Origin of the sequence: Pseudarthrobacter naphthalenicus, assembly GCF_029076445.1 — a bacterium.
In the GTDB taxonomy this organism is placed as follows: Bacteria; Actinomycetota; Actinomycetes; order Actinomycetales; family Micrococcaceae; genus Arthrobacter; species Arthrobacter naphthalenicus.
Genome location: NZ_JARESG010000007.1, coordinates 61352 through 80778, shown reverse-complemented (window position 1 = coordinate 80778; position 19427 = coordinate 61352). Strand labels below are relative to the sequence as shown.

Here is a 19427-nt window from a genome sequence, read left to right as displayed (position 1 = left end):
CCTTTGGTTCCGTCAATGAAAAATGTGTCCCTGCCAACGCTACGTGGCTGACTTGTCCCGGATGTCCGTAATGATGCCGGAGAAGTCACGGCCGGCGCCGTCCCCCGCGGCGAATTCGTCGTAAATCCTTGAGGCCAGCGGCCCCATCTGCGCCGCCACGCCAGTGCTTTCCAAGGCGTTGAGGGCAAGCCGCAGGTCCTTGGCCATCAGCGCGCCCGCGAAACCCGGCTGGTAATCCCGGTTGGCCGGGCTGGTGGGGACGGGTCCCGGGACGGGGCAGTTAGTGGTCAGCGCCCAGCACTGGCCCGAGGCGTTGGCAGCGACGTCGAACAGCGCCTGGTGCGTCAGGCCAAGCTTCTCGCCGAGCACAAACGCCTCGCTGACGGCAATCATGGACACGCCCAGGATCATGTTGTTGCAGACCTTCGCGGCCTGCCCTGCGCCGTGGTCCCCGCAGTGCACGATGCGTTTGCCCATCCGCTCCAGGATCGGCTTGACGGTTTCGAAGTCTTCGGGGAGGGCGCCCACCATAAACGTCAAAGTGCCTGCCTCCGCCCCCACCACTCCGCCGGACACGGGCGCGTCCACGGAGCGGTGCCCGGCCTCCACGGCAATCGCTGCAGCCTCGCGGGCCTCGTCCACGTTGATGGTGGAGCAGTCCAGGAACATGGTGTCCGGCCCGGCCACTGAGAGCAGGCCGGGTGCCCCGTTGCCCCCGCGGTAGGCGTCCAGGACGTGCTGTCCGCTGGGCAGCATGGTGAGCACCACCGCGGCACCCGCCACGGCCTCCGCCGCGGAAGCAGCCATGGGGATGCCGTGTGCCTTGGCCGCTTCAACGGCGGCCGGCACGGGATCATAGCCCAGCACGCTGTGGCCGGCCTTGATCAGGTTGGCCGCCATGGGACCGCCCATGTGGCCGAGGCCCAGGAAGGCGATGGTGCCGGATGCTGCGCTGTCAGACATGGTCGGACTCCTTTAACTGAAGTTTGAGCTCACGCTCACCCAGGGGCGCGAAGTAGCGCTCGACGTCGGCCGCGGTCACCTCGGCGAGGGACGCCGGCTTCCAGTGCGGATTGCGGTCTTTGTCCACCACCTGCGCCCGGATGCCTTCACGGAAGTCCGGCCCCTCAAGGCAGCGGAGCCCCACCCGGTACTCCTGCGCCAGAGCTTCCGGGAGCGAGAGCCCGCGCACGCGCCGGAGCGATGCGAGGGTGAGCTTCACGGCAGTGGGCGACTTCGCTTCGATGCTGGCGGCAGCTTCGGCCGCCGCACCGCCGGCGGCGCGCAGCCGGCGCACAATCTCCTCGGCGTCATCGGCGGCATAGGCGGCATCAATCCACTCCCGCTGCTCCGCCAGCGCCGAGGCCGGCGATTCCTGGACAAAGCGCCCGACGGCGGCATCCGGCGTCGCGCTTTCCAGCGCTTCCGCGAGCGCAGGGAGGCTGCCGGAGGGCACAAAGTGGTCAGCGAGCCCGAGGAACAAAGCGTCCGCCCCGCTCAGGTGGGCGCCAGTGAGCGCGGCATGCGTGCCGGACTCCCCCGGCGAGCGGGACAGCAGGAGCGTGCCGCCGACGTCAGGGACAAAACCGATAGTGGTTTCGGGCATCCCGGTGCGGGTGCGCTCGGTGACAATGCGGACCGAGCCGTGCGCCGAGATCCCCACGCCGCCGCCGAGCACCAGGCCGTCCATGAAGGCAACGTACGGCTTGGGATAGCGGGAAATGAGCGCGTTGAGCCGGTATTCAATGGTCCAGAACTCCGGGGCCTGGCCGGTTCCCTCCACCATGTCGCGGTAGATGGCCACAATGTCCCCGCCCGCACACAGGCCGCGGTCGCCGGCGCCCTGGACCAGGACGGTGGCCACGGCGTCGTCGTCCGCCCAGGCGGTGAGCTGCTCCAGGATGGCCGTGACCATGCCGAGGGTGAGGGCGTTGACGGCTTTGGGCCGGTTGAGGGTGACGATGCCCAGGTGGCCGCGGCGTTCAAACAGGACGTCGGCTGTTTGCGGCTTCGCTTCGGGGAAACCGCCCATCAGCTGCCGGCCGGCATCACGAAGCTGGCGCCCTGGCGGATGCCGGACGGCCAACGGGTGGTGACCGTCTTGGTCTTGGTGTAGAAGCGGAACGCGTCGGCGCCGTGCTGGTTGAGGTCCCCGAAGCCGGAGGCCTTCCAGCCGCCAAAGGTGTAGTACGCGATGGGGACCGGGATGGGGACGTTGATGCCCACCATGCCCACCTCCACGCGGCTGGCGAAGTCGCGGGCGGCGTCCCCGTCCCGGGTGAAAATCGCGACGCCGTTTCCGAACTCATGCTCGGAGCAGAGCCTGAGCGCCTCGTCGTAGTCGGCTGCGCGCAGGACGCTGAGTACCGGGCCGAAGATCTCTTCCTTGTAGATCTTCATGTCCTTGGTGACGTTGTCGAAGAGCGTGGGGCCTACCCAGAACCCGTCCTCGTAGCCATCCACGGTGAGGCCGCGGCCGTCAGCCACCAGCGTTGCGCCCTCGTCCACGCCGGACTGGATGTAGCCTTCGATCCTGTCCTTGGCGGACTGGGCCACCACGGGGCCGAAGTCCGAGTCCTTGTCCAGGCTGGGGCCCACCTTCAGGGCCTTGACCCGCTCGGTCAGGTTGGCCACCAGTGCATCGGCTGTTTCCTTGCCTACCGGGACCGCGACGGAGATAGCCATGCAGCGTTCACCGGCGGAACCATACCCGGCACCGATCAGCGCATCGGCAGCCATCTCAAGATCGGCGTCGGGCATGATCACCATGTGGTTCTTCGCGCCGCCGAAGCACTGGGCGCGCTTGCCGTGGGCCGCCGCCGTGGCGTAAATGTACTGGGCGATCGGGGTGGAGCCCACAAAGCCGATGGCCTTCACCCGCGGGTCCGCCAGGAGCGCGTCCACCGCTTCCTTGTCCCCGTTGACCACGTTGAACACACCGTCCGGGACGCCGGCTTCGCTGTACAGTTCGGCGAGCCGCAGCGGCACCGAGGGGTCGCGCTCCGACGGTTTGAGAATAAAGGCGTTGCCGGCGGCGAGCGCGGGGCCGGACTTCCACAGCGGGATCATGGCCGGGAAGTTGAAGGGGGTGATCCCGGCGACCACACCCAGGGGCTGCCGCAGGGAGTGGACATCGATGCCCGTGCCGGCGTTGTCCGAGAACTCGCCCTTGAGCAGGTGCGGGGCATTGGCGGAAAACTCCACCACCTCGATGCCGCGCTGGATATCGCCCTTGGCATCCGGGAAGGTCTTGCCGTGCTCGGAGGAGAGCAGAGTGGCCAGCTCGTCCATGTTCTCGTTGACCAGGTCAACAAACTTGAGCAGGATCCGGCCGCGGCGCTGCGGATTCATGGCCGCCCACTCAAGCTGGCCCTTCTCAGCATTGGCGACCGCGTTGGCCACTTCCTCCTTGTTTGCCAGCGGGAGCCTCGCCTGGACCTGGCCCGTGCAGGGGTCGTAGACATCGCTGAAACGCCCGGAAGTGCCGTCGACCCGCTGGCCGCCGACGTAGTGTGAAAGCTCGTGCACCATCGAATGCTCCTTTGCATGCGGTCATCTTTGAACCCGAATCTACTCGGACTTCCTACTAATTTCTAGGGGGCTTCCTGGTGGGCGCGCCGGGCCTTAGACGGCCGGTGCAGGCCTGCCGGTCGGAAGCCTGGCGGTCATCCGGTGGGCTTCCTCCATCAGGAGTTTGCCCAGGAACTCCTGCCGCGCCGGCCGGAACCGGGGCTCGATCCCGGTCAGCGACAGCGCGCCGACGGGACGGCCCTGCTGGTCGAACACGGCGGCGCCCATCCCCCAGCTGCCCTCAAGGATCAGGCCGGGATTCACGGCATAGCCGTGCAACCGGGTCTGCTCGAGGTTTCCGGTGACCACATCCCGGCGGTGGCCCGTGGCGAAGGCGCCGGCGTGCTGGTCCCAGTCCGACAGGATGGCCGCCTGTTCCCCGTCCGGCAGGAACGCCATCATGGCGGTCCCGGCTGAGGCCACGCCCAGCGGAAACCGGACCCCTTCATGCAGGACGAAGGAGCGCACCGGGAAGCTGCCCTCCTCACGCAGGACGCACACCGCCTCCTGGCCCCGGCGGATGGAGTAAAAGGCACTTTCGCCCGTCTCCTCGGCCAGCCGGCGCAGGCTGGGGCGGGCGATGTCCTCAAACGGGAACCGGGCCGCTGCGACCGATCCCAGCAGGAACATTTCCGGGCCCAGGATCCAGTTGCCGTTGCCGGCGTCGTGGTCCAGGAGCCCTTCGGCGGCCAGGGACGTGAGGAGCCGGTGGACGGTGGGCCGGGTCAGGCCCGATTCCCGGACCAGGCCGGCGAGGGAGCTGCCGCCCGGCTTCCGGCCCACCAGGCGCAGCAGTGCCGCCACCCGCCCCACCACCTGCGTTCCCTGGACCGGACTGGTCATTCAAGCCTCCCGCTGGAAAGAATTGCTCCACAATGTGGACACCGCCCAGCCTAACGTCCACGACGTGAAATATCCGCTTTACGCAGGCTTTCACCTCATTGACCTGCCCTGGCGTCATCCCTAGGCTCCTAGATCAGGCCCCTTGTCCACAAAGTGGATACCGGGCAGGCGCTGACCAACTCAACGACGAGGAGACGGAATGTCCAAACTTAAATCCAACGCCGGCGCTGTCCTGCAGGAACTGCTCCAGGACGGCATGACACTGGCTGTGGGGGGTTTCGGCCTGAGCGGCATCCCGGCGGACCTGATCGAAGCCGTCCGCGATTCCGGGGTCCGGGAACTGACCGTGGTGTCCAACAACATGGGCGTGGACGGCAAGGGCCTGGGCATCCTGATCGAGGCTGGCCAGGTCCGGAAGGTCATCGCCTCCTATGTTGGCGAGAACAAGCTCTTCGCCGAGCAGTACCTCGCCGGAAAACTCGACGTGGAGTTCACCCCGCAGGGGACCCTGGCCGAGCGCCTCCGCGCCGGGGGCGCCGGCATCCCCGCGTTTTACACCAGGACCGGGGTGGGAACCCTGGTTTCCGAAGGCAAGCCGCTGGCGGAGTTCGACGGCGAAACTTTCGTCCAGGAGCGCGCCATCAGGGCCGACGTCGCCCTCGTCCACGCGCACACCGCGGACACGGACGGGAACCTGATCTACCGCTACACGGCCCGGAACTTCAACCCCGTGGTTGCCACCGCCGGGGCGGTCACCGTCGCCGAGGCCGAAGTCATCCTGCCTCCGGGGGCCCTGGATCCCAACCACATCATCACCCCCGGCGTGTACGTCCAGCACCTGGTCCAGGCAAGCGGCCGGGTCAAGGACATCGAGCAGCGCACCGTCCGGCCCCGCACCGTGCTCGCGTCCGCCTAACCGCCCGAATCTACCTAAGGAGAACCCCATGGCCTGGACCAGGGATGAAATGGCCGCCATCGCGGCCGAGGAACTGAACGACGGCGACTATGTAAACCTGGGCATCGGCATCCCCACGCTGGTGGCCAACAACCTGCCCGAGGGTGTCCGCGTGGTCCTGCAGAGCGAAAACGGCCTGCTCGGCATGGGCCCCTTCCCGTACGAGGGCGAGGAGGACGCCGACCTCATCAACGCCGGCAAACAGACCGTCACCGTGCTCGACGGCGGCAGCATCTTCGACTCCGCCACCTCCTTCGGCATGATCCGCGGCGGCCACGTCAAGGTGGCCATCCTCGGCGCCATGCAGGTCTCCGGCAACGGCGACCTCGCCAACTGGACCATCCCCGGCAAGATGGTCAAGGGCATGGGCGGCGCCATGGACCTCGTGGCCGGAACCCCGCGGGTGGTGGTCCTGACCGAGCACAACGCCAAGGACGGCACCGCCAAGATCGTCGCAGAATGCACCCTGCCGCTCACCGGGCTGAGCTGTGTGGACCGGATCATCAGCGACCTCGCGGTCTTTGATTTGCATAAGACGGACGACGGCGGCGGGCGGCAGCTCACACTGACCCGCCTCGCGCCGGGCGTCAGCGTGGACGAAATCCGCGAGAAGACCGAGGCCGCGTTCGTCGTCGCGCTGGACTCTGACCTGGACGAATCCGCCCTCGAAGGAGCCACGGCATGAGCCTGAAGGAACAGTTCGGCAAGGATGTCCTCCTCACGGGCTGGGGCCACAGCCGCTTCGGCAAACTGACCGACGAAACCCTGGAGTCCCTGATTGTCCAGGTGGCCACCGACGCCATCACGAACGCCGGCATCGAAGCCGGCCAGATCGATGAGATCTACCTGGGACAGTTCAACTCCGGCATGATGCCGCTGGCTTTCCCGTCCTCCCTGGCCCTGCAGGTCTCCCCGGACCTGGTCAACGTGGCCGCCACCAGGGTGGAAAATGCGTGCGCGTCGGGTTCGGCCGCGTTCCAGCAGGGCACCAAGTCGCTGCTCGCCGGCACGGCCAAAACCGTCCTGGTCATCGGTGCGGAGAAGATGACCCAGGCAGGGGCCGACGTGGTGGGGGCCGCGCTGCTGGGCGCGGACTACGACATGGCCGGGAAAGCTTCCACCACGGGCTTCACCGGCCTGTTCGCCGAGGTCGCGAAACACTACGGGAAGCGGTATGGCGCCAGCGCAGGGAACCTCTCCGACGTCCTGGGCACCATCGCGGCCAAGAACCACCGCAACGGAGTGGACAACCCCTATGCCCAGCTCCGCAAGGACCTCGGCGAGGAATTCTGCCGCACCGTTTCGGACAAGAACCCCATGGTGGCGGACCCGCTCCGCCGCACCGACTGTTCCCCCGTGTCCGACGGCGCCGCCGCCGTCGTGCTCTCCACCTCGCCCACCGGCGGGGCAACTGCGCCGGTTCGGCTGGCGGGATTCGGTCATGCGAATGACTTTTTCCCGGCGGAACGCCGGGATCCCACGGCTTTCGCGGCCACGTGCATGTCCTGGCAGCGCGCCCTGGCGATGGCCGGCGTCGGACTTGATGACCTGGACTTTGCCGAGCTGCACGACTGCTTCACCATCGCCGAGCTGCTGATGTACGAGGCAATGGGCCTGACGGAACCGGGCGAGGGCGCCCGCGCCGTGACCGAGGGCTGGGTGTTCAAGGACGGCAGGCTGCCCGTCAACGTCTCCGGTGGCCTCAAGGCCAAGGGCCACCCCGTGGGCGCCACCGGCGTGTCCCAGCACGTCATCGCCGCCATGCAGCTCACCGGCACGGCCGGTGACATGCAGCTGGGCCGCGCCCGCCGCGCAGCAGTCCAGAATATGGGCGGCGTGGGCATCGCCAACTACGTCAGCGTCCTCGAGGCCGTCTAACAAAGCAACACGGGGTCAGATAATGCCCTTCCAGGTCGGATTATCGGGCCGGATGTGACTCCGCGTTGCACTGTTACGGTCCTATCCGCCCCGGGAACACGGACACCATTTAATAACATGAGTGACTGGATGATGACCGTAGCTATTGCACGGCCACCGAACAGCCCCTAGGTTTGAGAGTGCGGACCACAGTTTCCGCGTCTGCCTGCCGTCCGAGCAGGACCAGAAAAGGGTTACAAAGGAAGTTAGCAATGGCAACAGGCACAGTTAAATGGTTCAACGCTGAAAAGGGCTTTGGCTTCATCGCTCCGGACGACGGATCCGCCGATGTTTTCGCGCACTACTCCGCAATCGCCAGCAGCGGCTACCGCTCACTGGACGAGAACCAGAAAGTCGAATTCGATGTGACCCAAGGTCCCAAGGGCCCGCAGGCAGAGAACATTCGCCCGCTGTAAGGTTCTGATCAACTGCCCTGGCCGTGCTGCGAAGCATGGCCAGGGCAGTTTTTTGTTAAGCGAATAGTGCTTACTGAAGCAATGCTTTGCGCCTTCCGAACTAAACGAAGGCGGATTTACCCGTGACGGCCCGCCCTACGATCAGCGAATTGATTTCGTAGCTGCCCTCATAGGTATAAAGGATTTCGGCGTCACCAAAAAGCTTGCCCATTTCGTAGTCGGCACTAATACCGTTGCCGCCCAGCAGCGACCGTCCCATGGCAACGGAAGAGCGCGCCAGCCGGGTGCAGGTTGATTTCGCCATGGCGGCCTGGGCCATCTCCAGTTTCCCGTCCGCCTGGATCCGGGCGAGCTGGGCCATCAGCGCCAGCGAGGCGGACGCGTTGCCCAGGATCTCCGCCAACTGCTGCTGGACCAGCTGGAAGCGGGCCAGCTCCTTGCCAAACTGCCGGCGTTCCAGCGCATACGCCCGGGCGATGTCGAATGCGGCCAGCTGGATGCCGGCAGCCTGCCACCCGACCCAGGCCCGGGAATCCCGCAGGAGGTCGTTGGCTTTGGCGAAGTCGGTGGCGCCCGGCAGCAGGTTGGACGCGGGAATCCTGACGTTGTCCAGCACAATGTCGGCGTTCTGCATGATCCGCAGGCCGATCTTGTTGGCAATCCTGGTGGCCCGGTAGCCGGGGCGGTCGGTCTCCACAATGAAGCCCTTGATCTGGCCGTCCGCCTGGTCCCTGGCCCAGACCAGGGCGAAGTCCGCGATGGTGCCGGAGCCGATCCAGCGTTTCGCGCCGCTGATCACCCACTCCCCGCCGTCCAGCCGCGCGGACGTTTCAAGCCCGCCGGCGATGTCTGAGCCGTGCTCCGGTTCCGTCAGGGCAAACGCGCCCAGCTGTGTGAACGTTGCCAGCCCCGGCAGCCAGCGCTGCTTCTGCTCCTCGGAGCCCAGGGCGTCGATCATGCCCACGATCAGCTCGTTGTGGATTCCCACCAGAGCGGAGAGGGAAACGTCCGCCCGCGCAACCTCCACGTACATCAGGCCCTTGAACAGCTTCGAGGTGCCGTCCGTCTGCAGTTGTCCCAGCCCGCGCTTGCCCAGTTCAGCCACCAGGCCGAAGGGGAATTCCTCCCGGTTCCAGTAGTCGATGGACGCGGGCCGCACGGCGGATTGGAGAAACTCACGCATGTCCGCGTACCGCTCCCGCTCGGCGGCCGGCAGCAGGTCTGCGATGTACATCAGATCGGCATCGGCAAACGGCGGAAGGTCTGTCACATCACGCCCACGTCCTGGTGACTCCACGGTCCTCGTCCCTTCGGTCTTCCAAACTCTTGGATGTCCTAGTATATTGCAGGGGTTGGATATTAGTGATGGCAATCACGTGGGCGAAAGGTCTCTCCTTGTCAGTGACCGATGATTTCCGGGAAGCACGGGACCACCTGCTGGCCCTCCGTTCCGATTACCACCGCGCCAGGCGGGAGTTCCGCTGGCCACAGTTCGCGGAGTTCAATTTCGCCCTCGACTGGTTCGATCAGATCGCTGCTGATCCGGCGAAGGCCAACAATCCCGCCCTGGTGATCGTGGAGCAGGACGGCTCGGCGACGCGCCGGAGTTTTGCCGACCTGGCGGCCCGGTCAAACCAGGTGGCCAACTGGTTGCGGAGCCAGGGCGTGCGCCGGGGCGACCGGATGATTGTGATGCTGGGCAACCAGGTGGAGCTGTGGGAGCTGATGCTTGCCGGGATCAAGCTCGGCATTGTCCTGATCCCCACCACAACGCTGATGGGTCCCGCCGACCTGGCCGAACGGGTGGAGCGCGGCGAGGCGCGGTGGGCCGCCGTCGGGCATGCCAACATTGGCAAGTTCGCCGGCGTTCCCGGCAACTACCGCCTGATTGAGATCGGCGGCCCCGGCGCATCCGAACAGACACCGGCACCGGAATCCGCTCCGGCGCTCCACTACGCGGACTCGACGACGGCGCCCGCCACCTTCGAACCCGGCGCCCCCACGAGGGCAGATGAGACGCTCCTGCTCTACTTCACGTCCGGGACCACGTCCAAGGCCAAACTGGTGGAGCACACGCACACGTCCTATCCCGTGGGGCATCTGTCCACGATGTACTGGATCGGCCTGGAACCGGGGGACGTCCACCTGAATGTCGCCTCCCCGGGATGGGGCAAACACGCGTGGTCCAACTTCTTCGCACCGTGGATCGCGGAGGCATGTGTTTTCGTCTACAACTACGAGCGGTTCGATGCCCGCGCCCTGATGGAGCAGATGGACCGTGAAGGCGTCACCAGCTTCTGTGCCCCGCCCACGGTATGGCGCATGCTGATCCAGGCGGACCTGAAGCTGCTGAAGACTCCCCCTTTGAAGGTGGTGTCGGCCGGTGAGCCGCTGAACGCCGAGGTGATCGACCAGGTGCAGCGCGCCTGGGGCCAGACCATCCGCGACGGCTTCGGGCAGACCGAAAGCACGGTCCAGGTGGCCAACACGCCGGGCCAGCCGGTAACCATCGGTGCCATGGGGCTGCCTCTGCCGGGCTACGACGTGGTGCTGGTGGACCCCAACACCGGGGAGGAAGGGGACGACGGCGAGCTGTGCCTTCGGCTTGATCAGCGGCCCGTCGGCCTGATGAAGTCCTACTACGGCGACGCCGCGAAGACCGCGGACGCGTTCCGCGGCGGCTATTACCACACGGGCGACATGGCCAGCAGGGACAAACGGGGAACCATCACCTACGTGGGCCGGGACGATGACGTCTTCAAGTCCTCGGACTACCGGCTCTCGCCGTTCGAACTGGAGAGCGTGCTCCTCGAACACCCGGCGGTAGCCGAGGCGGCGGTGGTGCCATCGCCTGATGCCCTGAAGCTTTCCCTGCCCAAGGCCTACGTGGTTCTGGTGGCCGGGCTGGAGCCGGGACCGGAACTGGCGGAGGACATCCTGCGGTACTGCCGGGAGCACCTGGCACCGTTCAAGCGCATCCGGCGGCTCGAATTCGCGGAGCTGCCCAAAACCATCTCCGGCAAGATCCGCCGCGTGGAGCTGCGGCATCGCGAGGAAGCCAGGCACGGCACGGGAACCGGCACGGGCACCGGCGGCGGGGAGCCGGCGGGCAAGGCCGGGGGCACCGCAACCGCGGCTGCCGGCTATGGAGTCGAGTACTCTGACGCGGATTTCCCGGGGCTGAAGGGCTGACACGCCGGGCTGTGAGGCCCGCGAACCGGTGCGGGGCGGGATGCCGGGGCAGGGCTTTACCCGCACCTGCACGGCCAAGGTAAGTTAGGGACTGTGAAGATTGCTACCTGGAATGTGAACTCCCTCCGTGCCCGCGCCGACCGTGTGGAGGCCTGGCTGCAGCGCAGTGACTGCGATGTCCTGGCCATCCAGGAAACCAAGTGCAAGGACGAGAACTTCCCCTGGGAGCTGTTCGAACGCATGGGTTACGAGGTGGCCCACTTCGGCGTCAACCAGTGGAACGGTGTGGCCATCGCGTCCCGGGTGGGCCTGGAAGACGTGGAGCGCACGTTCCTGGACCAGCCCGCGTTCGGCAAGGAAGGCAAGGATCCCGTGCAGGAGGCCCGCGCCATGGCCGCCACCTGTGCCGGCATCCGGGTCTGGAGCCTCTATGTTCCCAACGGCCGGTCGCTGGACGATGAACACATGCCCTACAAGATCAAGTGGCTTGAGTCCCTGAAGACCCATGCCCAGAGCCTGGTCACCGCCGACCCCGCCGCTCAGGTTGCGCTGATGGGTGACTGGAACATTGCGCCGTTCGATGAAGACGTCTGGGACATTGACCTTTTCGTGAACAACAGGCTGACCCACGTCAGTCCGCCCGAACGTGCTGCGTTCCACGCGTTCGAGGAGGCCGGCTTCAAGGACCTCGCCCGCGAGTACACCCCGGGGCCCGGCGTCTACACCTACTGGGACTACACCCAGCTGCGGTTCCCGAAGAAGGAAGGCATGCGCATCGACTTCGTGCTGGGCTCCCCCGCCCTGGCCGCCCGGGTCACGGGCGCGTCCATCGACCGCGAGGAACGCAAGGGCAAGGGCGCCTCGGACCATGCCCCCGTCATTGTGGAACTGACTGACTGATGGCCGCTGCCGGGAGCCGGGAAGGGGAAACGCCGTGACGGGAAACCTGTACCGGGGCCAGGCCGGCCTGCCGTTTTCCTCCACGCTCCGGGTCTACGAACCGCTGGAAGCCTTCCCCGCAGGCCAGCGCGAAGCCATCCGGGCCGCCGGCGCACGCGCTGCCTCCCGGGCCGCCGTCGAAAACGCCGAGCTCCTGGCTTCGCTGGGCCGGATCACCCGTGCCGGCGGGGACCCGTTCCCGACCGGGCGAACGGACCTGGTCAGGGTGACCAGCGCGCCCGGAGCGGGGCGTCACGCCGCTGCGCGCGCTGAGGCTCCGGAGGCGGGAACTTCCGACGCCGGTGCTGCCGCCGCGGGTGATGAGTCCCGTAAGGGCGGTGCCGAGCGTGTTTTGCTGTACTGCCCGAGTCAACTGGTCCTGCGCGCGGGCCTCGCCGCGAACGCCCTGATGGAGGGAATCCACGGCCCGCTGGCCGAGATGCTGATACCCGAGGAACAGCGGGACAAGCACCAGGAACGGATCGACCAGGTCAAGGCCCGCGACGGCAGTATCCGTGTGCACACCCGCGCTTCCACCTGGGGCATACCGTTCAGTTGGTTCTCATTGTTTGCCGAGGGCGACCATAAAGATGTGGTGGAATCCGGCGGGCGCATCCTCACGGTCAGGGTGTGGGCACCCATCACGGAGGCCATGGAGCGGGCACGGTACGCGGTGGCAAACCTGGCGCTGGCTGCCCCGGACCTGGACATGCTGGATGATCTCGCCCAGCTGACCGAGTGGCTCGAGCTGTTCCACGTGAACTCCATGGTGGAGCTGGACTACGGCGCCGTCGCGGACAAGGTGTATCCGGATGAGTCGCCGATGGACATCCGGCTGGGGATCGAGTGCCTTGCCGAGGGGGACATGACGGGCGCCGCGGCGGCCTACCGCCGGCTCGCGTCGCGGTGGATCCCCATCCGGCAGCTGGCGCGCGCCTCCTGACCGGAACTCCCCCCGCCCCCTGGCGGGTGCGCTGCCCTAGGACGGAGGCGCCGCCGTCGTGCGCCTGACGATGAGCTGGTGGGGAGCGACGGCGGAACGAACGGCTCCTGCCACACCGTTCAGTTCGTCGAGGAGCATCTTGGTGGCCAGTTCGGCCTGTTCATCCGGCCGTTGCCGCACCGTGGTGAGGCCCATGGCGTCAGCGAAATCGTGATCGTCAATGCCTACCACGGACAGGTCCTGCGGCACGCAGACCCCGGCCCGGGCGGCTTCAAAGATAACGCCCATGGCCATTTCGTCGGAGGCGCAGAAGATGGCGGTGGGTTTGGCGCCGGGCCGCTCCCACAGGCGCCTGAAAGCCTCCTGGCCGCTGCGGACCGTGAAGTCACCCCATTCGTCCCACTCAGGGCGGATGGGCAGACCCGCCTCGGCCATCACTTCCTTGAAGGCGAGGATCCGCACGCGGGGAACGTCGAAGTTGAGATCGGTCTCGTCGTCACCGTGCAGCAGGGCAATATCGCGGTGCCCGAGGTCGATCAGGTGCCGCACGGCCGTGGAGGAGGCCGCATAATCGTCGATCCCGATATACGCGCACTCCTCCACGTGCCCGCCGACCACAATCAGCGGGATATCGATCTTCTGCAGGTGGTCCAACTCATCGGGGGTGAGCGCCATACACAGGACCAGCAGGGCGTCGATCTGCTTGTAGACCATGGTCTTGCTGAAGAGGCGCTCCCTGTGACTGCCGTGCCCGCCGAGGTTAAAGAGCGACAGGTTGTACTGCCTGGCATGAAGCTCGCGGTCGGCTCCCTCGATGGCCTTGGAAAAGAACCACCGGCTCACAAAAGGGGCCAGCACACCGATCGTCTTGGTCCGGCCGGTGGCCAGACCCGAAGCGGACGAAGACGCCACATAGCCCAGGGCCCCCGCCACCTCCAGGATCTTCTCCCGGGTGGCGGGCGAAACCCGGGGCAGCCCGCGCACTGCCCTCGACACGGTGGCAGTGGACACTCCGGCCGCCGCGGCCACGTCCTCAATACTGACGCCGCTGTGGCCGCCACGTTGCGACCTTTCCGTAATGCGTGCCACAGACTACCCCCTTTGCAGCTTTGACAGATCCTTGCTGCCCGCTGCCCCGGCCGCAGCAAGCCAGTCTATTCTGCCCGGCCGTTGGCTCCCGGGTCAGCCCCTAGTTCTTACGCGTGGCGGTTCTTGCCGGCAGCCGGCGGCGAAGCCGGACCATTCCGTAGATAGCCGCCAGCAAAGCCAGCAGACCCAGCGCCCAGCCGAGTGCCGGCTGGGCGGTGACCTCCATCCAGACGGTAACCGCCAGCAGGACGAGGGCCCAGAAGCCGAGGAATCCGATGATAATGTCGAAGTCCTCCCCGGAACGGGCCCGCCGGTGCTCGCTGCGGACCAGCCCCTGGTTCCGCTCGCCGTCCGCAGCAGCACCTTTCACTTGACGGCGCCCGCGGTAAGTCCGGCAACGATCTTGCGCTGGAAGACCAGCACCAGGATCACCAGCGGAATAGTAACGATCGTTCCCGCGGCCATGATGGCCGTGTAAGGGATCTGGTTCGGCTGCGCGCCCGCAAAGCTTGCGATGGCAACAGTTACCGGCTGGGTGGCGTCACTGGACAACTGGCTGGCGATCAGGAATTCATTCCACGAGGAAATGAACGCCAGGATTGCCGTGGTGAAAATGGCCGGAGCGGCCAGGGGCAGGATGACCTTCCGGAATGCCTGGCCCTGCGTGCAGCCGTCCACGCGTGCTGACTCCTCAAGTTCCCACGGCATTTCGCGGAAGAAGGAGGTCATGGTGTAGACGGTCAGGGGAAGCACGAAGGAAATGTTCGGGATGATCAGCGCCTGGTAGGTGCCCATCCAGCCGATATTGGTGAAGAGCTGGAACAACGGGGTGATGAGGGCAACGCCCGGGAACATGGAAGCGCCCAGGATGAAGCCCAGTACCAGGAACTTGAACCTGAAGTTCAGTCGGGCCAATGCGTAGGCGGCGAACACGCCGATCAGCAGGGAGACCACCGTGACCACGCCGCCGATGAACACGCTGTTCAGCAGCGCCTGCCCAAAGTGGTTGCCGAAGGACGTGTCGAACGCGGTATTGAAGTTATCCAGCGTGACGTGGGTGGGCAGGATTGAGGTGTCGTAAGTGAAGCCGACTTCGCGGAACGCCGTCACCACCATCCAGTAAGCCGGCGCCAGGCACCAGATCAGGATGACGACGGCGCTGATATACGTCCGGCCCTGCGCCCACTTTTCCTTGTTCTGGGCAGCCTTCCTTCCTCTGTCCTGCTGCGCCCGGAGGTCTGTGGTGGCTGTCGCGGCGCTCATTTCTTCCCCTTACCGGTAGCTCCGCTTTGTTCCACGACATTTGCACCCAGGAAGCGCACAAAGATGAACGCCACCAGGAAGATGATGATGAACGTGATCGTGGACAAAGCTGCCGCCGCGTTGAACCCTTGCCTGATCTGGTTGATGACCAGGATGGACAGCGTGGTGGTGTTGTTGGCACCGCCGGTGAGGATGTACGGGAGGTCGAACATCCGCAAAGCATCGAGGGTGCGGAAGAGGACAGCCACCATAAGCGCCGGCTTGACCAGCGGAAGGGTGATCATCCGGAACCGCTGCCAGGTGCTGGCACCGTCAACTTTGGCGGCTTCATAGACATCCGCCGGAATCATTTGCAGGCCGGCGAGGATAAGCAGCGCCATGAAAGGCGTGGTTTTCCAAACGTCTGCGATGATGACAGCCCATTTGGCGGGCCATTCGCTGCCCGTCCACAAAATGGTGGTGTTGAACAGCTTGTTGGCGATCCCCTCGAAAGCGAAGATGAACAGCCACAGCTTGGCGGTGACTGCAGTGGGTATCGCCCAGGGAACCAGGACTGCGGCCCGGACCAGGCTGCGGCCACGGAATGTCCGCGCCATGATGAGTGCCATCCAGAAACCCAGGACCGTCTCCAGCGTTACGGTGACAATGGTGAAGAAGAACGTTGTGGCCGTGGCCGACCAGAACTGGCCACCGAGGGTACCAGGCGGGCACGCAACAGTTCCGCCGCCGGGAGCGGCGCACTGCTGGGCAAGCCAGTTGACGTAGTTTTGGAAACCTGCCGGGCCTCCGGCGGTGAAGAGTCCGGTCACCGGATCGAGCCCGGCGTCCTTTTGGAAGGACATCACAATTGCGCTGATGATCGGATAAACAATCACAACCGCCAGGGCGATGATGGTGGGAGCAAGAAGCCAGGTAGCCCATTTGCCCTGGCTCAGGATCTTGTTGTCCTCACCAACCCCTTTAGGTGCGTGATGGACGGGGGTACCGCCCGACGCCGGCGACTTTACCGGCGTCGGGCCCAATTCGGTTGCCATGACTGGCTACTGTCCCGCGCTCGCGGACTCGATGGACTTTTGCATGTCTGACAAAGCAGTTTCCACGGATTTCTCCCCCTTGATGGCAGAGTAGGCATTTTCCTGGATGGCCTTGGTGACCGCCGGGTAGAACGGCGTCACCGGACGCGGCACGGCATTCTCGATCGACGTCTTCAAGACCGGCAGGTACGGAAGCTTGGCGACGAGGTCCTTGTCTTCGTACAGCGAACCCAGGACCGGGGCCAGCGAACCCTGGGTGGCGTAGAACTTCTCAGTTTCTGCGGACGTCATGAACTTCAGGAAGTCCAGGGCGGTGGCCTTGTTCTTCGAGTAGACGCTGACGGCCAGGTTGTGGCCACCCAGTGACGAGGCACCCGGACCGTCCTTGCCCGGAAGGGCAGCCAGACCCAGGACGTCCTTCACCTTGGAGGATCCTTCCGTGACGGCCAGGTTGTAGACGTAAGGCCAGTTGCGCAGGAACAGGAGCTTGCCGTCCTGGAAGGCCTGCCGGCTTTCTTCTTCCTTGTAGGTGATGGCTTCCTTCGGAATGTTGCCGTCGGCATATGCCTTCGCAAGGTTTTCCAGCCCTGCCTTGGCTTCACTCGTGTTCAGGCTGGGTTTACCGTTCTTGTCCAGCACGGAGCCACCCGAGGAGTTGATGGCCTCCGACGCGTTGACTGTCAGGCCTTCGTACTTGCTGTATTGGCCCGCGAAGCAGCCAATGTTGTTGGCTTTGGCGATGGAGCACATGCCCATCATTTCGTCCCACGTCTTGGGCGCGTTGGGAACCAGATCCTTGCGGTAGTAGAGAATGGCGCCGTCGGAGGTCTGCGGGGCGGCGTACAGCGTCCCCTTGTAGGTACCGCTTTCGACGGTCGGCTTGAGCATGGCACTGGTGTCGATCGCCATCTTGTCCTTGAGCGGCTGCAGCCATCCCTTGGCGGCGAACTCGGCTGTCCAGACAACGTCCACGTCCACGACGTCGTAGCCGGCGTCTTTCGCCTGGAAGTGCTGGACAAGGTCGTCATGCTGCTGGTCGGCCTGGTCTGTCTGTTCCTTGAACGTGACCTTCTCATTCGGGTGCGCGGCGTTCCACTTGTCGACCAGGGGACGGACCACGTTGCTGTTGTCCTTGCCCTGTACGTAGGTGATGGGACCGCGGCCGTCGAGGCCCTGTTCGGCGTCACCGCCGCCCCCGCCGCCGGTGGTGCCGCCGCCCCCGCCGCAGGCGGAGAGGGTAATGGCCAGGATGCCGGCCGCGGCGGCGGGCAGTAGGAACTTAGGGGATTTCATGTAGGAGACTCCTCGCTGAGTTTCGAGCAAATCGGCGGTGCAGTTGAAGTGGTGAGGATCACACTAGTAAGGTTACTGCCGGAAATGCAAGCGTTTACACTCAATGTTTACGGAAAGGATATCTTTGCCGAACAGCTCCCTCTCCCCTGCAGGCTCCTCCACCCAGGCATGGTGGACCAGCGCCGTTATCTACCAGATTTACCCCCGCTCCTTTGCAGACTCGAACGGCGATGGCATGGGCGACCTCAACGGGGTGACGGCTCGGCTGCCCTATCTCCACCGGCTTGGCGTGGACGCGATCTGGCTGTCACCGTTCTACAAGTCTCCCCAGGCGGATGCCGGTTACGATGTGGCGGACTACCGCCAGGTTGACCCACTTTTCGGGTCACTGGCCGATTTCGACGCGATGCTGGAGGCGGCGGCCACGCTGGACATCAAAGTCATTGTGGACCTGGTGCCCAACCACACGTCGGACGAACACACCTGGTTCCAGGAAGCTCTCGCCTCAGCTCCAGGATCCGACGAACGGAACCGGTACATGTTCCGGAAAGGTAGCGATGAAGCCGCGGGCAGCGGCGACGGAAACCTCGCCCCCAACAACTGGAAATCCATCTTTGGCGGACCCGCCTGGAGCAGGGTGACCGAAGCCAATGGCCGCGCCGGGGAATGGTATCTGCATCTTTTTGATACCAAACAGCCCGATCTGAACTGGGACAACGCTGAGGTCAAAGAGGAGATGCGTTCTGTGATGCGTTTCTGGTTGGACCGGGGTGTTGCCGGTTTCCGCGTCGATGTTGCCCATGGGCTGGTCAAGGAAGCCGGGTTACCGGACTGGGAAGGCGTGGCCGCCATGGTGGAAGGCACCGGGGAGGCTGCCGACAAGGGACATTTGCCGCCGGGAGATGCTCCGGGTGGCCATACGGAAGCCCAGGAACCTCACCGCGCTGTGTCGCCGCAATACCCGCCGTCGCCGTTCTTCGACCAGGACGGCGTGCATGACATATACCGGGACTGGAACCGATTACTGGCCGCTTATGACGGCGACCGGATGATGGTTGCCGAGGCATGGGTGGAACCGGCAGAGCGCTTGGCCAGGTACGTTCGCAAGGACGAAATGCAGCAGGCTTTCAACTTTGATTTCCTCCTCGCGGGGTGGGACGCGGAACGCATGGCCGAAGCAATCCAGGACTCCCTCCATGCGGCCGCGTCCGTCGGAGCGCCATCCACCTGGGTGCTGAGCAACCACGACACCGTCCGTCATGGCACCCGGTTTGGCCTGCAGGATCCCACCACATTCCCCAAGGGCATCGCCGCCGCGGATGAGCAGCCGGACGCAGCCCTGGGCCTGGCGCGCGCCCGCGCGGCCGCCATGATTTCCCTTGCGCTGCCGGGCTCGGCCTACATCTATCAGGGTGAGGAACTGGGCCTCCCTGAGCACACCACCCTGCCGGACGAGGCCCGGCAGGACCCGACCTTTTTCCGTACCAACGGTGTGGAGGTGGGCCGCGACGGGTGCCGGGTTCCCCTACCCTGGCGGGCGGACGAACCCGGGTATGGCTTCGCGGAGGCTTACACCAGTGAGGGCGGCGCCGGCGTCAGCGGTCCCGCCGCGCCGTGGCTGCCCCAGCCGGAGTCCTTCAGGGACCTCGCTGCGGACCGGCAGGAGGACGTGCCCGGTTCCACCTTGGAGCTGTACCGCTCAGCGGTCGCTTTCCGTTCGGCCAACGGCCTGGGGTCCGGAACGTTCCAGTGGGCCGGCCTTCATCAACCGGCCAACGGTGTCTTGGCGTTCACCAACGGCAGCGTCCTGGTCCTCGGCAATATGGGTTCCGCAGCGGTGCCGGTCCCCGCCGGCTACAGGGTGGCACTGGTAAGCGGATCCGGACCCGGGGCCGGCGAGGCCGCCGCGGAGCTGCCGCCGCACAGTGCGGCCTATCTGGTTCCCGCGTAGCTCCCCACGGCAGCGCGCTCCG

At 65.5% G+C, this 19427-nt stretch carries 18 protein-coding genes; 8 read left to right on the top strand and 10 right to left on the bottom strand.

Annotated features, from left to right (window positions below):
• Positions 1-39: 39 nt before the first annotated feature.
• The 4 genes from mmsB to PY310_RS08955 all read right to left on the bottom strand — a co-directional run bounded on the left by mmsB (position 40) and on the right by PY310_RS08955 (position 4413).
• Complete coding sequence (mmsB, locus tag PY310_RS08970; RefSeq protein ID WP_275214038.1) at positions 40-963, bottom strand: 3-hydroxyisobutyrate dehydrogenase; 924 nt, start codon at positions 961-963, stop codon at positions 40-42.
• Positions 956-2032, bottom strand: a complete 1077-nt coding sequence (locus PY310_RS08965; protein ID WP_275214037.1) for an enoyl-CoA hydratase/isomerase family protein — start codon at positions 2030-2032, stop codon at positions 956-958. The genes mmsB and PY310_RS08965 overlap by 8 nt, the downstream gene beginning before the upstream one ends.
• Positions 2032-3531, bottom strand: a complete 1500-nt coding sequence (locus PY310_RS08960) for a CoA-acylating methylmalonate-semialdehyde dehydrogenase (protein WP_275214036.1) — start codon at positions 3529-3531, stop codon at positions 2032-2034. Before PY310_RS08960 ends, PY310_RS08965 begins: the two co-directional genes overlap by 1 nt.
• Before the next feature lie 93 nt (positions 3532-3624).
• Positions 3625-4413, bottom strand: a complete 789-nt coding sequence (locus PY310_RS08955; RefSeq protein WP_275214035.1) for an IclR family transcriptional regulator — start codon at positions 4411-4413, stop codon at positions 3625-3627.
• Positions 4414-4612: 199 nt separating this feature from the next.
• Here PY310_RS08955 and PY310_RS08950 point away from each other — a divergent pair, with 199 nt between their 5' ends.
• The 4 genes from PY310_RS08950 (at position 4613) to PY310_RS08935 (ending at position 7701) form a co-directional block, all read left to right on the top strand.
• Positions 4613-5329 carry a CoA transferase subunit A gene (locus PY310_RS08950; protein WP_275214034.1) on the top strand — a complete coding sequence of 239 codons (717 nt, stop codon included), beginning with the start codon at positions 4613-4615 and terminating at the stop codon, positions 5327-5329.
• A 28-nt stretch (positions 5330-5357) separates the two neighbouring features.
• Positions 5358-6053, top strand: a complete 696-nt coding sequence (locus PY310_RS08945) for a CoA transferase subunit B (RefSeq protein ID WP_275214033.1) — start codon at positions 5358-5360, stop codon at positions 6051-6053.
• The gene (locus PY310_RS08940; protein ID WP_275214032.1) at positions 6050-7246 is read left to right on the top strand and encodes an acetyl-CoA acetyltransferase; all 1197 of its coding nucleotides are present in this window, start codon (positions 6050-6052) and stop codon (positions 7244-7246) included. Before PY310_RS08945 ends, PY310_RS08940 begins: the two co-directional genes overlap by 4 nt.
• Before the next feature lie 251 nt (positions 7247-7497).
• Positions 7498-7701 (top strand): cold-shock protein, encoded by a 204-nt coding sequence (locus tag PY310_RS08935; protein ID WP_013599688.1) that lies wholly within the window; start codon positions 7498-7500, stop codon positions 7699-7701.
• A gap of 100 nt (positions 7702-7801) precedes the next feature.
• Here the strand turns inward: PY310_RS08935 and PY310_RS08930 are convergent, their stop codons facing one another.
• Positions 7802-8935 carry an acyl-CoA dehydrogenase family protein gene (locus PY310_RS08930; protein ID WP_275214142.1) on the bottom strand — a complete coding sequence of 378 codons (1134 nt, stop codon included), beginning with the start codon at positions 8933-8935 and terminating at the stop codon, positions 7802-7804.
• Positions 8936-9096: 161 nt separating this feature from the next.
• Here PY310_RS08930 and PY310_RS08925 point away from each other — a divergent pair, with 161 nt between their 5' ends.
• The 3 genes from PY310_RS08925 (at position 9097) to PY310_RS08915 (ending at position 12775) form a co-directional block, all read left to right on the top strand.
• The gene (locus tag PY310_RS08925; protein WP_275214031.1) at positions 9097-10893 is read left to right on the top strand and encodes an AMP-binding protein; all 1797 of its coding nucleotides are present in this window, start codon (positions 9097-9099) and stop codon (positions 10891-10893) included.
• Between the two features lie 93 nt (positions 10894-10986).
• The gene (locus PY310_RS08920; RefSeq protein WP_275214030.1) at positions 10987-11793 is read left to right on the top strand and encodes an exodeoxyribonuclease III; all 807 of its coding nucleotides are present in this window, start codon (positions 10987-10989) and stop codon (positions 11791-11793) included.
• Between the two features lie 34 nt (positions 11794-11827).
• The gene (locus tag PY310_RS08915; protein WP_275214029.1) at positions 11828-12775 is read left to right on the top strand and encodes a DUF8083 family protein; all 948 of its coding nucleotides are present in this window, start codon (positions 11828-11830) and stop codon (positions 12773-12775) included.
• 36 nt (positions 12776-12811) lie between these two features.
• Here the strand turns inward: PY310_RS08915 and PY310_RS08910 are convergent, their stop codons facing one another.
• From PY310_RS08910 to PY310_RS08890, 5 genes are all read right to left on the bottom strand, one after another.
• A complete protein-coding gene (locus tag PY310_RS08910; protein ID WP_275214028.1) occupies positions 12812-13864 on the bottom strand; it encodes a LacI family DNA-binding transcriptional regulator in 1053 nt (350 codons plus the stop codon).
• Between the two features lie 100 nt (positions 13865-13964).
• A complete protein-coding gene (locus PY310_RS08905) occupies positions 13965-14234 on the bottom strand; it encodes a hypothetical protein (RefSeq protein ID WP_275214027.1) in 270 nt (89 codons plus the stop codon).
• Positions 14231-15127: a carbohydrate ABC transporter permease gene (locus tag PY310_RS08900; RefSeq protein ID WP_275214026.1), complete on the bottom strand. Its 897-nt coding sequence runs from the start codon at positions 15125-15127 to the stop codon at positions 14231-14233. The genes PY310_RS08905 and PY310_RS08900 overlap by 4 nt, the downstream gene beginning before the upstream one ends.
• The gene (locus PY310_RS08895) at positions 15124-16161 is read right to left on the bottom strand and encodes a carbohydrate ABC transporter permease (protein WP_275214025.1); all 1038 of its coding nucleotides are present in this window, start codon (positions 16159-16161) and stop codon (positions 15124-15126) included. Before PY310_RS08895 ends, PY310_RS08900 begins: the two co-directional genes overlap by 4 nt.
• A gap of 6 nt (positions 16162-16167) precedes the next feature.
• Positions 16168-17454 (bottom strand): ABC transporter substrate-binding protein, encoded by a 1287-nt coding sequence (locus PY310_RS08890; RefSeq protein ID WP_275214024.1) that lies wholly within the window; start codon positions 17452-17454, stop codon positions 16168-16170.
• Between the two features lie 103 nt (positions 17455-17557).
• On the opposite strand from PY310_RS08890, the gene PY310_RS08885 reads away from it, so the two are divergent.
• On the top strand, positions 17558-19405 hold the full coding sequence (locus tag PY310_RS08885; RefSeq protein ID WP_275214023.1) for a glycoside hydrolase family 13 protein: 1848 nt from the start codon (positions 17558-17560) through the stop codon (positions 19403-19405).
• Positions 19406-19427 lie beyond the last annotated feature (22 nt).

Coding starts and splice junctions, on each gene's coding strand:
- mmsB (WP_275214038.1), bottom strand. CDS start 963: ATGTCTGACAGCGCAGCATCCGGCACCATCGCCTTCCTGGGCCTCGGC.
- PY310_RS08965 (WP_275214037.1), bottom strand. CDS start 2,032: ATGGGCGGTTTCCCCGAAGCGAAGCCGCAAACAGCCGACGTCCTGTTT.
- PY310_RS08960 (WP_275214036.1), bottom strand. CDS start 3,531: ATGGTGCACGAGCTTTCACACTACGTCGGCGGCCAGCGGGTCGACGGC.
- PY310_RS08955 (WP_275214035.1), bottom strand. CDS start 4,413: ATGACCAGTCCGGTCCAGGGAACGCAGGTGGTGGGGCGGGTGGCGGCA.
- PY310_RS08950 (WP_275214034.1), top strand. CDS start 4,613: ATGTCCAAACTTAAATCCAACGCCGGCGCTGTCCTGCAGGAACTGCTC.
- PY310_RS08945 (WP_275214033.1), top strand. CDS start 5,358: ATGGCCTGGACCAGGGATGAAATGGCCGCCATCGCGGCCGAGGAACTG.
- PY310_RS08940 (WP_275214032.1), top strand. CDS start 6,050: ATGAGCCTGAAGGAACAGTTCGGCAAGGATGTCCTCCTCACGGGCTGG.
- PY310_RS08935 (WP_013599688.1), top strand. CDS start 7,498: ATGGCAACAGGCACAGTTAAATGGTTCAACGCTGAAAAGGGCTTTGGC.
- PY310_RS08930 (WP_275214142.1), bottom strand. CDS start 8,935: ATGTACATCGCAGACCTGCTGCCGGCCGCCGAGCGGGAGCGGTACGCG.
- PY310_RS08900 (WP_275214026.1), bottom strand. CDS start 15,127: ATGAGCGCCGCGACAGCCACCACAGACCTCCGGGCGCAGCAGGACAGA.
- PY310_RS08895 (WP_275214025.1), bottom strand. CDS start 16,161: ATGGCAACCGAATTGGGCCCGACGCCGGTAAAGTCGCCGGCGTCGGGC.
- PY310_RS08890 (WP_275214024.1), bottom strand. CDS start 17,454: ATGAAATCCCCTAAGTTCCTACTGCCCGCCGCCGCGGCCGGCATCCTG.
- PY310_RS08885 (WP_275214023.1), top strand. CDS start 17,558: ATGTTTACGGAAAGGATATCTTTGCCGAACAGCTCCCTCTCCCCTGCA.